18 protein-coding genes are annotated in these 17,007 nt (G+C 65.4%); 16 read left to right on the forward strand and 2 right to left on the reverse strand.

Annotated features, from left to right (window positions below; translation table 11 throughout):
- Positions 1–718 precede the first annotated feature (718 nt).
- Together S58_RS19820 and S58_RS19825 are read right to left on the reverse strand one after the other, a co-directional pair.
- Positions 719–1,570, reverse strand: a complete 852-nt coding sequence (locus S58_RS19820; protein WP_015667145.1) for a 3-hydroxybutyryl-CoA dehydrogenase — start codon at positions 1,568–1,570, stop codon at positions 719–721.
- 121 nt (positions 1,571–1,691) lie between these two features.
- A complete protein-coding gene (locus S58_RS19825; RefSeq protein ID WP_015667146.1) occupies positions 1,692–2,609 on the reverse strand; it encodes a LysR family transcriptional regulator in 918 nt (305 codons plus the stop codon).
- Between the two features lie 223 nt (positions 2,610–2,832).
- Here S58_RS19825 and S58_RS19830 point away from each other — a divergent pair, with 223 nt between their 5' ends.
- The 16 genes from S58_RS19830 to S58_RS19905 all read left to right on the forward strand — a co-directional run bounded on the left by S58_RS19830 (position 2,833) and on the right by S58_RS19905 (position 16,981).
- Positions 2,833–4,218 carry an MFS transporter gene (locus S58_RS19830; RefSeq protein ID WP_015667147.1) on the forward strand — a complete coding sequence of 462 codons (1,386 nt, stop codon included), beginning with the start codon at positions 2,833–2,835 and terminating at the stop codon, positions 4,216–4,218.
- Positions 4,219–4,267: 49 nt separating this feature from the next.
- Positions 4,268–5,365, forward strand: a complete 1,098-nt coding sequence (locus tag S58_RS19835; protein ID WP_042339947.1) for an amidohydrolase family protein — start codon at positions 4,268–4,270, stop codon at positions 5,363–5,365.
- Positions 5,365–6,462: an amidohydrolase family protein gene (locus tag S58_RS19840; protein WP_015667149.1), complete on the forward strand. Its 1,098-nt coding sequence runs from the start codon at positions 5,365–5,367 to the stop codon at positions 6,460–6,462. Before S58_RS19835 ends, S58_RS19840 begins: the two co-directional genes overlap by 1 nt.
- Positions 6,459–6,872 (forward strand): Rieske (2Fe-2S) protein, encoded by a 414-nt coding sequence (locus S58_RS19845; RefSeq protein WP_015667150.1) that lies wholly within the window; start codon positions 6,459–6,461, stop codon positions 6,870–6,872. Before S58_RS19840 ends, S58_RS19845 begins: the two co-directional genes overlap by 4 nt.
- 113 nt (positions 6,873–6,985) lie before the next feature.
- Positions 6,986–7,432 carry a hypothetical protein gene (locus S58_RS19850; RefSeq protein ID WP_015667151.1) on the forward strand — a complete coding sequence of 149 codons (447 nt, stop codon included), beginning with the start codon at positions 6,986–6,988 and terminating at the stop codon, positions 7,430–7,432.
- 120 nt (positions 7,433–7,552) lie between these two features.
- A complete protein-coding gene (locus S58_RS19855) occupies positions 7,553–8,017 on the forward strand; it encodes a DUF2231 domain-containing protein (protein ID WP_015667152.1) in 465 nt (154 codons plus the stop codon).
- Positions 8,014–9,354, forward strand: coding sequence for a PQQ-dependent sugar dehydrogenase (locus S58_RS19860; RefSeq protein ID WP_015667153.1), 1,341 nt, complete (start codon positions 8,014–8,016; stop codon positions 9,352–9,354). Before S58_RS19855 ends, S58_RS19860 begins: the two co-directional genes overlap by 4 nt.
- Before the next feature lie 27 nt (positions 9,355–9,381).
- Positions 9,382–9,579, forward strand: coding sequence for a hypothetical protein (locus tag S58_RS19865; RefSeq protein WP_042340824.1), 198 nt, complete (start codon positions 9,382–9,384; stop codon positions 9,577–9,579).
- 129 nt (positions 9,580–9,708) lie between these two features.
- Complete coding sequence (locus S58_RS19870; protein ID WP_015667155.1) at positions 9,709–9,915, forward strand: hypothetical protein; 207 nt, start codon at positions 9,709–9,711, stop codon at positions 9,913–9,915.
- A gap of 121 nt (positions 9,916–10,036) precedes the next feature.
- Positions 10,037–10,831: a DUF72 domain-containing protein gene (locus tag S58_RS19875; RefSeq protein WP_015667156.1), complete on the forward strand. Its 795-nt coding sequence runs from the start codon at positions 10,037–10,039 to the stop codon at positions 10,829–10,831.
- 28 nt (positions 10,832–10,859) lie between these two features.
- Positions 10,860–11,393, forward strand: a complete 534-nt coding sequence (locus tag S58_RS19880) for a DUF4142 domain-containing protein (RefSeq protein WP_015667157.1) — start codon at positions 10,860–10,862, stop codon at positions 11,391–11,393.
- A 483-nt stretch (positions 11,394–11,876) separates the two neighbouring features.
- Positions 11,877–12,614 (forward strand): Crp/Fnr family transcriptional regulator, encoded by a 738-nt coding sequence (locus S58_RS19885; RefSeq protein WP_015667158.1) that lies wholly within the window; start codon positions 11,877–11,879, stop codon positions 12,612–12,614.
- A 72-nt stretch (positions 12,615–12,686) separates the two neighbouring features.
- Entirely contained in the window at positions 12,687–14,759 is a 2,073-nt protein-coding gene (locus S58_RS19890) for a sensor histidine kinase (RefSeq protein WP_042339949.1), read from the forward strand.
- Positions 14,760–15,235: 476 nt separating this feature from the next.
- A complete protein-coding gene (locus S58_RS19895; RefSeq protein ID WP_042339952.1) occupies positions 15,236–16,126 on the forward strand; it encodes a hypothetical protein in 891 nt (296 codons plus the stop codon).
- 130 nt (positions 16,127–16,256) lie between these two features.
- On the forward strand, positions 16,257–16,463 hold the full coding sequence (locus S58_RS19900; protein ID WP_042339957.1) for a hypothetical protein: 207 nt from the start codon (positions 16,257–16,259) through the stop codon (positions 16,461–16,463).
- Between the two features lie 125 nt (positions 16,464–16,588).
- Positions 16,589–16,981, forward strand: coding sequence for a hypothetical protein (locus S58_RS19905; protein ID WP_015667162.1), 393 nt, complete (start codon positions 16,589–16,591; stop codon positions 16,979–16,981).
- The last annotated feature ends 26 nt before the right edge of the window (positions 16,982–17,007 follow it).

Below are 17,007 nucleotides of genomic sequence, written 5' to 3' on the forward strand. Positions count from 1 at the left end.
CTCACGATGCCGATGGGGTCACTCAAGGCAAACCGGGTTTTCCGAACTACACGCCGCCGGTACCTCGCCGATCGGCCTACACGACCGGCGGGCAGCCCACCCCTATGTAGTCGCTTCCCGACATTTGTCATCAGACCCCGCAGACTTCGTTCGGTGCTGCGGCGCGGCTGTGATCGCTCTGTAACGCCGAATTCATCAATGCGTCATGATGCGCCTTGACAGCGACGACAAGCGGGAGGACAGATTGCGGCTGTTGTTCGTCTGCATGACTGCCCACGACAACGTCAGCGACGGCCGAACGACGGCAAACATTCGATCGCAAGGAGGTTCAATGACTCCACCTCCGTACCAGATCCGCTGAGTGTAACGGTATCGTTTCGGACCATTGCATAGCGGCAAACCACGAACGGCACGCCGGGGCGCGGCTTAGTGGGCTGCATCAGCAAGGCATGGCCCCTTGCCCGCCCGGCGGTTGCCGTTGGCACTCGAACGGATAGTGCTGTGGCGCCGTGGTTGACCGGATTCAACGGTGAGTAGCTGCTGCTGCCGGCCGCACTGGCTGCACGTAGCAGCGATGCCGGAACCAGCAACACGTTTTTTGGACGTTCTTGAGGTGCAGACATCGCGAGATGTCGACGTCTCGCGCCGTCAGCGCGACGTCGGACGCTTGTGGTCCGCCGCGCGCCGACTCATTGGCCGCTGCTATTTGGTATAGCTGTTACTTACTGTAGTCGTAGAAGCCCTTGCCGGTCTTGCGGCCAAGCTGTCCGGCGGCCACCATCTCCTTCAGCAGCGGCGCGGGGCGATATTTCGGATCGTTGAAGCCGTTGTAGAACACCTCCATCACCGACAGCATCGTATCGAGGCCGATCAGATCCGCCAGCGCCAGCGGGCCGATGGGATGATTGCAGCCGAGCTTCATGCCCTCGTCGATGTCGGCGGCGGTGGCGATGCCTTCCGAATAGGCGAAGATCGCCTCGTTGATCATCGGGCACAGGATGCGGTTCACCGCGAAGCCGGGGCTGTTCTTGGCGGTGATCGCGACCTTGCCGATGCGCTTGGCGAAGTCGGCCGCGGCGGCATGGGTCGCATCCGAGGTCTGCAGGCCGCGGATCAGTTCGAGCAGAGCCATCATCGGCACCGGATTGAAGAAGTGCATGCCGATGAAGCGGTCCGGCCGGTCGGTGGCGGTTGCGAGCTTCGTGATCGAGATCGACGAGGTGTTGGTGGCGATCAGCGCCTCCGGCTTCAGGTTCGCACAGAGATCCGCGAGGATCTTGTGCTTGAGCTCCTCATTCTCGGTCGCTGCTTCGATGACCAGATCACAGCTCGTCAGCTTCGCCTTGTCGGTGGTGCCGGTGATGAACGACAGCGCCTTGTCCTTGTCGGCGGCGGTCATCTTGTCCTTCTTCACCAGGCGATCGAGGCTCGAGCCCACCGTGGCGAGCCCGCGCGCCACGGCCTGCTCCGAGATATCGACCATGACGATCGGGATGCCGGCCGCCGCGCAGACCTGCGCGATGCCATTGCCCATGGTGCCCGCCCCGATGATGCCGACCGTCTGAATCATTGCTGATGCCTCTCTCGCTACCTGGGGACCGCGCCCCGCTTTCCGGTGTTGCTTAACAGGCTATCGCGCGGCCCGGTAGACCCCCGCCCGCCGGCTCAAAAGCAGGCACGCACGCTCGGCTTCAGGAGACGGAGGCGTGAGCCGGTTGGCCTTCTCCCACCTTACGGAAGGCCTCGCGGATCGACGTCAAGAGCGTCTGCACGCGCGCCAGACTGGCCCGCGTCGTCGGTACCAGCGCCTTGACGCAGAGATCGGGCACCAGGACCTCCGGGAGAAGCTCGATCAGAGCGCCGCTCCGCAGCCGCTCCGCCACCGCCATCCGCGACACCACGGCGATGCCGCCGCCCGCACTCAGGGCCTCGACCAGCAGCGCGTTGTTGTTGGTCACGAGCCGCGGACGCACCGCCATCGTCGTCAGTCCATTCGTGCCGTCGAACGTCCAGACCGGTCCCATCGGCGTGAATACCAGGCAGTCGTGATTGGCTAGATCTCGCACCTGTCGCGGATGGCCGCGCCGCGCGAGATAGGACGGCGCGGCACACAGCACCCGCGGAAAGGCCAGCAGCGGCTCCTCGATGACGCCGTGGAAGGACGAGGGCATCATGGTCAGCACGATGTCGAAGCCCTCCTCGACCGGATTGACGGTGCGGTCGACCAGCACCGCCTCGAGCGTGACCCGCGGATACTTGATCTGGAAAGCTGCGAGCAGCCCGGACAGATCGATGGCCATCGGCGATCCCGGCGCCTTGATCCGGATCTGGCCTTCGATCTCGTCCGGCGATCGTTTCACGCCGGCGGCCATCTCGTCGTACTCACGGACGATCTGCTGCATGGTCTCAAGATAGCGTTCGCCGACTTCCGTCAGTTGCAGTCGCCGCGTGCTCCGCCGCAGCAGCTTGCATTTGAGCGACCACTCCAGTTGCCCGACCCGCTTGGTCACGACCGATGGCGCCAGCCCCATCTGGCGCGCCGCCTCGGAAAAGCTTCCGCCCCGGGCGGTGGCTACAAATGCCTGCATGTTCAAGAGGCTATCGCTCATTTCATCCAATCCGGAAAAAATGTCCGTCCGAAATAGCCTATTCTCTCTCGATCCCGAAGCAAATAGCCTGCAGCCGCAAACTGCTTTGGCTGCGGATGCATCCCCCACGTTGCGCCCGACGCCGGCTGTTCCGCCAAGAACGGCCAAGAACGGCCGGGCGTCGCCAGAGTGGTTTGCAACAAGCCGTCGTCAACGAACGGCAGACAAAGGGGAAGGAGCGACAATGAGCGCCACAGCCGTCATTGACGTCAGCGACGTCATCGAGCGCCAGCGCCGCAACGGCCTGGTGCTCAAAGTCATGATCCTCTCCACGGTGATGATGTGCCTCGATGGCTATGACCTGCACGCCATGGCATTCGCGGCGCCGGCCATCGTCCGCAGTTGGGGCATCGACAAGGCCACGCTTGGCGTGGTGTTCAGCGCCGGCGTGTTCGGCATTCTCGTCGGCGGCCTGATCTTCGGCTATCTCGGCGACCGCATCGGACGGCGGCTGGCGATCGTCGCGGCCACGATCACGTTCGGCGGCTTCAGCCTGCTGACGGTGTGGGCCGGCGATCTGAATATGCTCATCGCGCTCCGCTTCCTCGCCGGCATCGGCATCGGCGGACTTGCACCGCTGTGCTTCTCGCTCAATCTCGAATATGTCCCGAGCCGCTATCGCGGCACCGTGGTCGCGATCATCATGCTCGGCTATGTCGCCGGCGGCAGCGCCGGCGGGCTGATCGCGGCCTGGCTGGTGCCGCATCTCGGCTGGCCGATCGTGTTCTGGATCGGCGGCGTGCTGCCGCTGATCGCGGCGATCGTCAGCTTCTTCACCTTGCCGGAATCGATCAAGTTTCTCGTCGTCCAGGGCCGGCAGCCCGACGAGGTGGCGCGCATCGTCAACAGCATCGAGCCCGGCCTCGATGCAAAGCCCACCAGCCGCTTCGTGGTCCAGGAAGAGGAGCCGAGCCCGGCCGGCAGCGGCCCATTCGCACGCGTCACGGCGTTGTTCGACGGCAAGCTCGCGATCGTCACGCCTCTGCTCTGGGTCGCCTACATCGCCAGCTCGATGACGATGTTCTTCCTCAACAGCTGGACGCCGATCCTCGCCGAAGCCTCCGGCTACTCGCCGGCACAGGCGGCCTTCGGCCTCTCGATGTTCAGCCTCGGGGGCTCCGTCGGCGCCCTGCTCGCGGGCTGGGCGCTCGACCGCTTCGGCGTCCTTGCCATTGCCGCGGTGCCGATGATCGCCTGCCCGCTGGTCGCCTCGCTCGGCTTTGCCGGCTTCAGCGACGCCGGCTTCCTCACGGCGATGATGTGTGTCGGCTTCTTCGTCGTCGGCGGCCATCAGGGCCTGAACAGCGCCGTCGGCCAGTTCTATCCCAGCGCCAACCGCGCCACCGCTGTCGGCTGGGCGCTTTCGGTGGCCAAGATCGGATCGATCGGCGGGCCGCTGATCGCCGGACTGCTGATTGCGCGTCACCTGCCGGCGTCGAACCTGTTTCTGCTCGCCGCGCTGCCGCCGCTGGTAATGGCGAGCTGTGTCATCGCCCTGGGCCTGTCGCAGCGTCGGCGGACCGTCACGGCCGCCGAGCCGGACAAGGTCGATCAGGCCGCACCGGCCTGATCCCGTCTTTGCCGCGCGCCACGATGATCCGAGAGCAACGGAGCCGACCATGAGAATGCCCTATGCGGGCGCGATCGATTGCGATCTCCACGTCCCCGCCCCGACGATCAGCCAGCTGCTACCCTATCTCGACGACTATTGGCGCGATCAGCTCGTCAACCGCGCCATCGACCGAATGCCGTTCGCGATGATGAGCTATCCGCCCAATGCGCCGATCAGCATGCGCGCCGATTGGCGCGCATCGCAGGCGGCAACGGCGCTCGACACGCTGCGCACCCAGGCGCTCGACGCGTTCGGCGTCCGGTACGCCGTCGCCAATGTCATCCATGGCGCCGTCGCGCTCCACAATGACGACATGGCCGCCGCGCTCTGCCGCGCGGTCAACGAGTGGCTGCGTGCGGAATGGCTCGACCACGAGCCGCGGCTGCGCGGCTCGATCCTGATCCATCCCCAGGATATCCCGCAGGCGGTGGCAGAGATCGAGCGCCTCGCAACCGATGGCCGCTTCGTCCAGGTCCTGATGCTGGCGATGGGCGAACGGCCGCTCGGCCGCCGCGAGTACTTCCCGATCTATGCGGCCGCGGAACGCCACGGGCTCGTCGTCGCCGTGCATGCCGGCAGCACCTATCGCTACGCGCCGACCATCGTCGGCTGGCCCTGCTATCAGTTCGAGGACTACGTCGCCCAGGCGCAGGCGTTCGAAAACCAGACCGTGAGCCTGATCGCCGAAGGCGTGTTCCAGCGCTTTCCGGAGCTGAAATTCGTCTTCCTGGAATCCGGCGTCAGCTGGCTGCCGGTGACGATGTGGCGCACCGACAAGACCTGGCGCGGCGCCAGGCCCGAAACGCCGTGGATCGACCACTGGCCGTCCGAAATCATCCGCGCGCATATCAGGCTGACGACGCAGCCGTTCGACGCGCCCGACGCCGCGGCGGTCGCTCAGACCATCGAGCGCATCGGCTCCGACGACCTTTTGCTGTTCGCGACCGACTACCCGCATTGGCAGTTCGACGGCGACGACGTGCTGCCCGACGGATTGCCGTCGTCCACGCTGCGCAAGCTGCTGATGGACAATGCGCTGGCGACCTATCCGCGCCTGACCGAGAACGCGCTCGGCGGCACGGCCACGATCGAGGAGACGATCTGATGAACGCCCCATTCCGAGAGCAGCAGGCGCGACAGACCCTCGCGGTGGTGGACTGCGACATCCACCCCGCGCATCGCACGCCCGGCGAGCTGCTGCCCTATCTCGAACCGCGCTGGCGCGAGCACTACCAGACCTATGGCGTGCATGTGCGGCAGGCGCTGTCCAGCACCCTGATGTATCCGCGCATGATGGCTGCGGGCATGCGCTCGGATGCGCTGCCGGCCAATGGTCCGGCAGGCTCGGACCTCGAGATGTTGCGCAAGCAGCATCTCGATCCTGTCAATGTCGAGTTCGGCCTCCTGATGGCGCTGAGCAAGGGCGGCATGGAGGAGCGCAATCCCGAGTTCGCCGCGGCGATGTCGCGCGCGACCAATGACTGGCAGATCGACCGCTGGGTCCGGGAGGAGCCACGGCTGCGCGCCGGCATCGTCGTGCCGCAGGAGTTTCCCGAGGCCGCGGTGGCCGAGATCGAGCGCTGCGCCGCTGACCGCCGCTACGTGCAGATCATGCTGTCGTCACGCCCATCGGACCCGCTCGGCCATCCTCGCTACTGGCCGATCTACGCCGCCGCTGAGCGCGCCGGCCTGCCGATCGGCCTCCATCCCGTCGGCTACAATGGCGGGCATCCATCGACCGGGTCGGGCTGGCCGACCTACTACCTGCAGGAACACTACGTGTTCGTCGCCTGCATGGAAGCGCTTGCCGCGAGCTTCATCCTGGGCGGGGTGTTCGAGCGCTTTCCGGGCTTGAAGGTCGTGCTGGTCGAAGGCGGCTTCGCCTGGGCGCCGGCGCTGGCCTGGCGCATGGACAAGCATTTCGACAAGTTCCGCAAGGAGGTGCCGCATTTGAAGCAGCTTCCGTCCGACTATTTGCGCCAGCACATCTGGTGGACGACGCAGCCGATCGAGGAACCCGAGCAGGCGCGGCATCTGGTCGAGATCATCGACTGGATCGGCTGGGACCGCCTGCTCTACTCCTCGGACTATCCGCATTGGGACTACGACAATCCGAGCTTCTCCTTCAAATTCCCGATGACCGAGGCCCAGCGTCGCAAGATCTTCAGGGACAATGCGATGGCATTGTATCGCCTGTCATGAGTCGCCACGTCGTCTGTGCGGCGGACGAGTTGCCGCCGGGGTCGCGCCGGACTGCCTTCGTCGACGGCCGAGAGATCGCGCTGTTCAATGTCGACGGCCGGCTGCATGCGCTGTTGAACCGCTGCCCGCACGGCGGCGCCCGGATCTGCAGCGGCATCGTCACCGGCATCGCCCAATCGTCGGGTCCAGGCGACTATCGCCTGGAGCGGCACGGCGAGTTCCTGCGCTGCCCCTGGCACGGTTGGGAATTCGAGCTCGCCACCGGGCAGTCATGGTGCGACCCGCGCACGACGCGGCTGCGCAACTATGAGGTCAGGCGCGAGGCTGGTGGGAACCTGGTCAAGGGGCCCTACGTCGCCGAGCGTTACCCGGTCGTCGTCGAGAACGACTACATCGTCATCGACATCTGACGACGCCAGGCGGCGCTGCGCGCGCCCTTTCTGGAACGGATGCTATCTCCTCTCGTTGGTTTTGCGCCCGGTGGACCTGATCGTCGGGCGCAGCGGCGCGGGAGGCGAATGGCATGGACGGCGGAGCGGCAACATTCTGGGGCTGGGGAATCGGCATTGTCGTCCTCGGTCTGGTCCTCGCTTACGCAGCAATGCGATCGGGACGATTGCGCCCCGGCGAGCGCGCGCGGCTCGACGAGAATACGCGGGCAAGCCTTCATGCCCATGATCAGGCTGAACGCGCTACTGGCGCCAGCTCGCGCGTACCCGGCATGCAGAGCAACACGCCCTATGCCCTGCTCATTCCGATCATCGTGGTCGCCGCGGCGATCGCCCTGATGTTCTGGTCGTTCGCAGGCGACCGGACACCACGGCAGGACGCGGTGAACCAGCAGAACACGAACCAGCAGACCACCGGGAATGCCGCGCCGAAACAGGCCCAGCCGACCGCGCCCGCACCGCGGAACGATACCGCGGGCGACAGCGCCAGGGGCAATGGTCCGCTGAACAGGAGCCAATGAGGTTGTTAGGTCGCGGGCCAGTCGTGTCACGCCTCTCGATATGGACCGAGGCCTTACGACGCGCGCGGCAGAGGCCGTCTCCGACGGCCTTCCCCGGCTGCAGCATCTGAGGAGATCACCTTGACGACCGCCGACACAAACCTCCCCGCGCTGGCGCCGACAGCGACCGTTGCGCGGCATCCGATCCACCCGATGCTCGTGCCATTTCCCATCGTCTGCTTCATCGGCGCGCTCGTCACGGACATCGCGTATTGGCGGACCGCCGAGATCATGTGGGCGGACATGTCGGCCTGGCTCCTCCTGGTCGGCCTGATCATGGGCGTGCTGGCCGGCGTTGCCGGTCTGGTCGACTTTCTCGGCAACCGCCTGATTCGATCGCAGACGCCGGCCTGGCCGCACATGATCGGCAACCTGATCGCGCTGGTGCTGGCCTTCTTCAACAACATGGTTCACTCGCGCGATGCCTGGACATCGGTGGTTCCGACCGGGATCATCCTGTCGCTCGTCACGGTCCTGATCCTTCCCATCACGGGATGGCTCGGCTGGGCGCTCGTGTACCGTCATGGCGTCGGAGTCGCCCGATGAGCAATCTCAACGCGCGGCACGTTGCGCCCCTGCTCACGGCACTGCTGCTCGGAACCTCCGCCTTCGGCCTCGCCGGCTGCAACGAAGGTGGCGATCCCAAGGCCGAGGTCGGGGGCAACGTCAAGCTGCCGCCGTTGACGCAGTATCTGCTGCCGCCGATGAACGTCGCCACGGTGGTCGGCTGGAAGCAGGGCGAGACTCCCAAGGTCGCACCGGGCCTGAAGATCGAGGCGCTCGCCATTGGCCTGCAGCATCCGCGCTCGCTGTACACCCTGCCCAATGGCGACGTGCTCGTGGTGGAATCCAAGGCACCGCCGCCGCCGCCCGCAAGACGGCCGAAGGACATCGTCATGGCCTTCGTGGAATCGTGGGCGACGTCGGGCGGCAGTACCGGAGCGAGCAACCGCGTCACGCTGCTGCACGACGCCAACGGCGACGGAATCCCCGAGCAGAAAAGCGTCTTCATCGACCACATGAACTCGCCGTTCGGCGTCGCGCTGGTTGGCAACGACCTCTACATCGCCAACACCGACGCCATCGTCCGCTATCCGTACACGCCCGGCGAAACCCAGATGAAGGACCCGGGCACGACGCTGATCTCGCTGCCCGGCGGCCCGATCGACCACCATTGGACCAAGAGCCTGACGGCGAGCCCGGACGGCCGGCTGCTCTATGTCGGTGTCGGCTCCAACAGCAACATCACCGAGAACGGCATCGAGGCGGAGAAGAACCGCGCCGCCATCCTCGAGGTGGATCGCAGCTCCGGCCGCTGGCGCATCTTCGCGAGCGGACTGCGCAATCCGAACGGGCTGAGCTTCGAGCCGCAGAGCGGCGCATTGTGGACGGTGGTCAACGAGCGTGACGAGATCGGCCCCGACCTCGTGCCGGACTACATGACGTCGGTGAAGGATGGCGGTTTTTATGGCTGGCCGTACAGCTATTACGGCCAACACGTCGATCCGCGCGTGAAGCCACAACGGCCGGACCTCGTCGAGAAGGCGATCGTCCCGGACTACGCGCTAAGCTCCCATGTCGCGCCGCTCGGCATGACCTTCTACACGGCCAATACTCTGCCACAGACCTATCGTGGCGGCGCCTTCGTCGGCGAGCATGGCAGTTGGAACCGCACGCCGCTGAACGGCTACAAGGTCGTCTATGTGCCGTTCTCGGCGGGCAAGCCGAACGGCGAGGCACAGGACGTCGTGACTGGCTTCCTCAACGATCAGAACGAGGCACGGGGCCGGCCAGTCGGCCTCGCTGTCGACAAGACCGGCGCGCTTCTGATCGCCGATGATGTCGGCAACACGGTCTGGCGCGTCACCGCATCTGGCAGCTAACTCGGCGCTCACGCGATGGAGGACGGAATGGGACTTGCGCAATACGCAATTGTCGCGGTGGAAGACCACTGGAGTGTGCTGCATGACGGCAACGTTCACGGTGACTACGCGACCAAGGAAGCGGCGTTCGAATCGGCGGCCGCAGCGGCCACTCTGGCGCTGAAGCAGGGCCATGAAGTGCACCTCAGCGTGCCCGGCAACGATCCAGAGCGATCAAACAACTAATGAGCAAAAGCTCGCGGCGGCCCGGTTCCGCCGCGGCTTCCGCTGATCGTGAACCGCACGCTAACGTGTGTTAGCGACATCGGCGTGATGAGGTCGCAGACTTCTGTTCGGGAGAACAGGAGTTCATCGATGTCAGTCAAGCGAATCCGACGCAAGCAGGTCATTTCGTTCGCAGAACGTCTGCAGCAGGCTGCGGCGGCCGCGCGCGACGCGGCCGAGTTGCTGCCTGCGGGGCAAGAACGCGACCTGCTGTTGAGGAAGGCGCTCCAGGCCGAGACTGCGGCGCATATCAATCAGCTGTTGAGCGCCCCGATCCTGCAGGCCGCCGACCGCTAGCGCGCTGCGCCGAGCGCTACGAGACGGCGCGACAACGCTCCCCCGCCTGCCGCCTCGTGGCAGGAACTCCAACGCATCGAACGCTTTGACTGGGAAAATGACGTGTCCCAGCGAGGTGATGATGGCGCGGCTCGTGATCGGCACATCGGGATGGCACTATGCATCCTGGCGCGGCGCGTTTTACCCGTCCGGCCTGATGATCAAGCACCAGCTGCCCTATTACGCTACGCAATTCGAGACCACCGAATTGAACGGCGTGTTCTATCGGACGCCGACCGAAGCCGCCGTTCGCAGCTGGCGCGATCAGACCGGCCCCGATTTCGTCTTTGCCTGGAAGGCCTCGAAGTTCATCACGCATTGGAAGCGGCTGTCCGCGCGCTCGGTGAACAGCATCGAGCTGATGGAGAGCCGGCTGGCGTTGCTCGGCGACAAGGCTGGCCCGGTGCTGTTTCAGTTGCCGCCGCAATTCGAGGCCGACCCCGAGCGGCTGGAAGCCTTCCTGCCGCTGCTGCCCAGGCACCGGCGCTACAGCTTCGAATTCCGTCATCCGAGCTGGTATGCGCCTTCGGTCATTCGCCTGCTGAGAGCGGCGAACATCTCGCTATGCCTGTCGGATCATCACGACGCTCCAGCGCCCTGGAGACGTACCGCCGACTTCGTCTACGTGCGCGGCCATGGCCCCGGCGGTCGCTACAAGGACAACTATCCGACTGCGGCGCTCGAGGATTGGGCCAAGCGCGTCCATGCATGGTCGGCGCAGGGCATCGATGTCTTCGTCTACTTCGACAACGATCAGAAGAGCGCAGCTCCCGCCGACGCATTGCGACTGCGCGCCCTGCTCGACGCTGTCCGCGGGCGAAGACGGCACGCAACGCGACGGCCCACAACGGAACATCGGGCCCAGCTTCCTGTTTAATCCTCGACCTGACATCAGAGGAACGACCATGAAGCGCACGATCATCGCAATCAGTTGCCTTGTGCTAGCCGGCCCCGCTTTGGCGCAATCGATCGGAGAAAAGACCGGCGTCAATTCGGCGCTCGGGATCACGCCGAGCACCGAGGACTTCGTCAAGCAGGTCGCCATCAGCGACATGTTCGAGCTGCAGTCGAACAAGCTCGGCGAGGAGAAAGGCAACGCTCAGCAGAAGAGCTTCGCCGCGCAGATGGTGAAGGACCACACCAAGACCTCCAGCGAGCTGAAGAGCATGGTCGAGAGCGGCAAGATCAAGGCGCAACTCCCGACCGCTTTGGACAGCGCGCATCAGAGCAAGCTCGACAAGCTGAAGGGCGCTCAGGGCAAGGATTTCAGCGCCGATTTCGATGACATGCAGGTGAGTGCCCACAAGGACGCGGTGTCGCTGTTCGAGCGCTATGCCAAAGGAGGCGACAATCCCGAGCTGAAGGACTGGGCCGGCAAGACGCTGCCGGCGCTGCAGCACCATCTCGACATGGCGCAGAATCTCACCAAAGTTAAGTGAGAAGTGAGAAGCGGCTACAACTAATGATCCCCGGCAAAGCCGGGGGCTTTAGGGCACGCGGCCGCTGAAGGGGACCTATCGCGGCGTGCTCGCGGCACCCAAGAATTGGGGTCCCAAGGGGGGCTCGACGCCATCAATTCGCTGACCGGGCCGAACGTCCTCGCCTCTCGCTCCGTATTCGCGCCCAGAAGTTCTGCCCCGCGAAATTCCGTTTCCGCTCTCCTTGTACCCGGCCAGACGGATCGCGCCTTTGCCGTCGATATAACCAGTCTCCCGCGAAGCGACCTACTTTGGCGGGATCCAACGCCTCAAGTACACATGATCAGCATCAAGGAAATTGCCGTGGCCGGACGGAAACAGAGTCCGGTGAAACGGCTGTAGGCAAAGTTGCGGGCATTGCAGGCATTGAGGTAACATTCTAACATAGGTTATTGTAGTCGCACCACATGGAACCCCTATAAGCGATCTCGGGGGAACCGCTCCTTGAGTCACCTGGTACGCAAGCTCGAGAACTTCGTCCGCCTCTCTGCGGCGGATCGCCTGATGCTCAACCGCGCTGCGGCGCAGAGGGTGAGGACGTTTGCGCCGCGCACCGACATCGCGCGCGAAGGCGAAAAGCCCAAGGACGTTCATTTGATCTTGAACGGCTGGGCCTGCCGTTACAAGCAGCTCGAGGACGGCCGGCGTCAGATCGTCTCGTTCTTCCTGCCTGGCGACATCTGCGACCTCAACATCTTCCTCCTGCGCGAGATGGACCACTCGATCGGCACCATCACTTCGGTGTCGATCGCCGACCTGTCACGCGAGTTCTTCGACGAGATCAGCACCGGCTTCCCGCGCGTCGCCACCGCTTTCTGGTGGGAAACGCTGGTCAACGCCGCGATCCAGCGCGAATGGACCATGAATCTCGGACAGCGCACCGCGTCCGAACGCATGGCGCATTTGTTGTGCGAACTGTTCTTCCGCCTGCGGCTGGCCGGTCTGGCCGACGACCAGAGCTGCAGTTTCCCGCTCACCCAGGCCGACCTCGCCGAGGCGACCGGCCTGTCGAAGGTCCACGTCAACCGCACGCTCCAGGAGTTGCGCGCCAGCAACCTGATCGTTCTCAAGGGCAAGATGCTGGTCCTGCCGGATATCGAGCGCCTGATGAGCGCCGGCCTTTTCAACGCCAATTACTTGCATTTGGACCGTGAAGGTCGTCAGCTCGATGCGAATGATTGAGACGTCCCGAGCGCCGACGCGAGCGGATTGCGCTAGACTGGCGGGCTGCGGCGGGCTGCCGGGGATACGGCGATGGTCGAACAGCGTATGGGTGATGGGCCTTTCGAGCAGGAGATCGTGCATCGCCTGGGGCTGATGCCGAATCTATTCCGGTCGGCGCCATCAGCCCCGGAAACGACTCGCCAGCTCTGGCAGCTCGCGAAATGTGCCTATCTGGATGCGCCGCTGCCGGCTCTGTTCAAGGAGCGGCTGGCCGTCCATCTCTCACGCCTTGGCTGCTCGTCCTATTGCCTGGCCCGGCACTTCGGCTTCCTGATCGGATTGGGCCGTCCGGCCGGCGACGCGACATGCCGGCCGGAAACGATCGATCAGGCCCGCCAGCTGCTCTCGATACCGCTCTCCGATGCCGCACGCGTCACGGCAGCGCTGGACCGCCTGGAGGCCGTCGCAGCCGCGCGCGAAATCCCCGAGCCCCGCAGCGCCGACGAGGCCGACCTGTTCGAGGCCGCGGCGGCGCTGTTCCTGCAGAGCGCGGCGGCGCCCCGCTCCCGGTTCGCCGTCCGTAAGGCATTCGGCGAGGCGCAATTCGAGCTGTTGACGGCCTTCCTGGCCTATCTGCGCATGACGCATTTCTGGGCCGATACGCATCCCGAACTGGCGATCGATCCGGACGTGCTGGAGCTCGCGCGATCCGATCCCGAGCTCGCAGAACACCTCGGCTGCGGCGAAGTGTGTCGCGCAGCTCAGCCCCCGCGCCCCGAATCCGCTGCGAACGGCAGCGAGACGAGCGCGCACCGGCTGCAGCGCCTGCTCGAGATCGATTCCGTCGGCGTGCTGTTCTTCGACCATGCCGAGGGTACGCTGATCGATGCCAACGACGCCTTCCTCGCCATGACCGGCTATTCGCGGGACGAGGTGCGCGACCGGCAGCTGAACTGGCAGAACATGACGCCGCCGGAATGGCGCGGCAGCTCCGCCGAGCAGATCGACCTCTTGCAGCAGACCGGCCGGATCGGCCCCTACGAGAAGGAATATTTCCGCAAGAACGGCGAGCGCACCTGGATGATGTTTGCCGGCCGCGACCTCGGCGACGGCACCGTGGTCGAGCTCGCGATGAACATCGACGACCACAAGCGCACCGAGGCGGCGCTGCGCGAGAGCGAGGCGCGCTTCCGCCAGTTCGGCGAGGCATCGTCCGACGTGGTGTGGATCCGCGATGCGCAGACAATGCAGTGGGACTATGTCAGCCCCGCATTCGAGACGATCTACGGCGCCCCGCGCGCCGCCGTGCTCCAGGGCGACCATCTCGCGCAATGGACCGGACTGATGCTGCCCGAGGATCGGCCGCGCGCGATCGCAGGCCTCGAACGCGCCCGGCAAGGCGAGCGCGACAGCTTCGATTTCCGCATCGTCAGGCAGACCGACGGCGCCGTCCGCTGGCTCCGTATCCGCACTTTCCCCATGGTCGACGCTTCGGGTCGCGTGCAGCGAATCGGCGGCATCACCCAGGACATCACGGCACTGGTGTCAGCCGTCGAGCACCAGAAGTTGCTGCTCGCCGAGCTGCAGCACCGCGTGCGCAACATGCTCGCGGTGATCCGCTCGATCATCAGGCGCACCGGAGAATCGAGCGAGAGCGTCGAGGACTTCGCCAGCCATCTCGAGGGCCGCATCACGGCGCTGTCGCGCATTCAGGCCGTCGTCACGCGCGATCCGCTCGCCGGCTTCGATCTGGCCGAGTTGATTGCCGATGAGTTGCGCGCCAGCGCGGCACGCGAGGACCGGCAGTTCTCGTTGTCCGGGCCTGCGGTGCGGATCAGGGGGAAGGCGGCCGAGAGCATCGGGCTTGCGATCCATGAGCTCGCGACCAACGCGCTGAAATACGGCGCGCTGACCGTCCCGCGCGGCTTCATCAGGATCGAATGGCGTCACGACGAGCGCGATGCGAGCAACTGGCTCGTCCTCGACTGGACCGAAACCGGCATGTCGGGTCGTCAGCTCGGTTCGAGCAGGCAGGGATTTGGAACCGTGCTGCTCGAGCAGATGCTGCCCTATGACGTCGGCGCGCGGGTGGCCCGGCGTTTCGAGCCGAGCGGCCTGCGCTGTGAGATCTGGCTGCCTGCGGACGGCATCCTGAAACGCTGACGCGTCGGCAAGGATGGCCGAGCGAGCCGGAGCGCCATCGGCGTAGCCTTCGCCCTCCATTCGGAGTATGCTTTGGCAACGGCCGGAGGTACCGGTCGTACGAAACGCGCAACTGCCATGCCTTTGCCTTGGTTTGGCCTGATATGGCAGAGAGTGCGGAGTACGCGAGGGAATCGGCCGAGCGTCGACGCGGCGGAACGATGATGGGGCGTTCCGACGCATCCGGCTCAGCCAAGACTAACACCGTGCACATGCAGAAGCGTGCGCATGTGGGACAACCGGTATCCAGGTTCTGTTCTGATACGGCCTTCGGGCCGAGCGTCTCGCGTCGTCGTCACATTGACGTCGTCGTCATCGGGCGTCGGTGCCACGAGACGTCAGTACGACGAGGCGTTGGCGAGAGGCATTGGTACGAGACATCAGGACGGAGCCGAGCGCCGCCAACGAGGCGGACGACAACGGAGGACGGAGCGTCAATGCTTGCAACGACGACCAAAGACGGCGATCAGCAGCCCCATGCCGTGATCGACCCGGATATCGTGCTGGCAGCGCGGGCCGATCGACCAGGCGTCGAGGCCGAACGGCGTAGCGCCCAGCGCCCGCCGGAGGTTCCATCGCCCAAGATCGATCCCGAGTACCGAACGCAGGCCTCCGCCGGCATTGCCGTCCCCGGCGAGCGCAGCACGTTCGCGACCTGGGCCGTGCGCACCATCCTCGCCGTGCTGTTCGCCGTCGGCAGCGCGGTCGCCGCAGCCGCCTGGCAGAGCTATGGCGACCAGGCCCAGGAGATCGTCGCGCACTGGATGCCGCGGATTTCGCTGGCGTCCAATGCCGACAAGGATGCGGCTTCGCAGCCCGCCGCATCATCGGCGCAAGAGACCGCCGCCGCAGCCCCGTCGCAGGCCCAGGAGCCCACAACCGGTGCGATCAGCGCGAGCGGCATGTCGCAGGAGCAGTCGCAGCTGCTGCAATCCATGGCGCACGACCTCGCGGCCCTGAGCCAGCAGATCAGCGACCTGAAGACGAGCCTCGCCCAGCTGAAGTCGGGCCAGGAGCAGATGGCGCGCGACATGGCGCGGGTGGCTGAGGCCAAGCCCAGCGACAGGCCCAGCGAGCGCACCGCCGAGGCCCGGTCGTTCGATCCGCGGGCCATCGAGCAGACGATACGGCCGCGCCCCGCCCCACGGCCCGCAACGGCGGCCATGACGCCGGCACAGCCCGCAGCGGCGGTGCCGCACCGGCCGCGGACCCCGCCCCCGTCGACGGCCAACATGGTGCCGCCGCCGCCCGCTCCGATGCCGTTGCCGTCGGCGCCAGCATCGGATCCGGACCAGCCGGTCGTGCGTCCGCCGATGCCGGTGCGCTGAGGCAGACCAGCAAGGGCTCGCCCCGTCTCGGCCTTCCGCGGCGCGCTTTGACGCGACGTCGACATGCTTGTCGCGATGCGGCTTTCCGGGCTAAGGAACTGCGCCTGAAATGCGCATTTGCGAGGGGTCCATGAGCCTGATCGATCCGACCAACCTGTCCGCTGCCGAGCTCGCCGACCGTATCGCGATTCTGCGCGACAACATCCGCCAGATCACGGAGCAGGCCGCGTCGCGGTCCGGAGCCGCCGACGAGGAGCGCAACGCGGATCGCCTGGCGCAGCAGAGCGACGAGCTGGACCTGTTGCTCAAGGAGCAGGAGCGGCGCCTGAGCAATTAGGCGGCGCAGCCCCGTTGGGCAAAGCCCGAAGCCTGATCAAATATCCATACTGCACTGCGCTCGTTGTTGCCGGCGCCGCGTCCAGAAGCTAGCCTCCCCGAAAATGAACGGGAGGATACCGGGGTATGCGAAACGGACTGCGTTACACCTTGACCGTTGCGGCGTTGCTGACGGCCGCGGCATCAGCCAATGCCGAGCCGCGCCACACGTACACGACCATGGTGCTGGAAGCATTTGCCACCAAGGTGGAATGTCCGGGCATCGACGTCGTCTATCAGGATCTGGTCCAGAAGGCGCAGGACATGCAGATGCCTGACGGCACCACCGAGAAGGTTCGCAACGCCATCGCCTACATGCACACTGGCGGAAAAATGGGCCAGAAGCAGGACGACGATCTGATGGCCGAAGTGGCCGTCGCCACCCAGGCGATCGACATGGATCAGCGCCGCCTCGGCATGTCGAACTGGTGCGAGGAGCAGAAGAAGACGCTGACCGGCTTCATCCGCCCCAAGGGCTGATCCAAGGGCTGACGGGCTGAGCCAAC

The sequence above is a fragment of the Bradyrhizobium oligotrophicum S58 genome (assembly GCF_000344805.1).
GTDB classification, from domain to species: domain Bacteria; phylum Pseudomonadota; class Alphaproteobacteria; order Rhizobiales; family Xanthobacteraceae; genus Bradyrhizobium; species Bradyrhizobium oligotrophicum.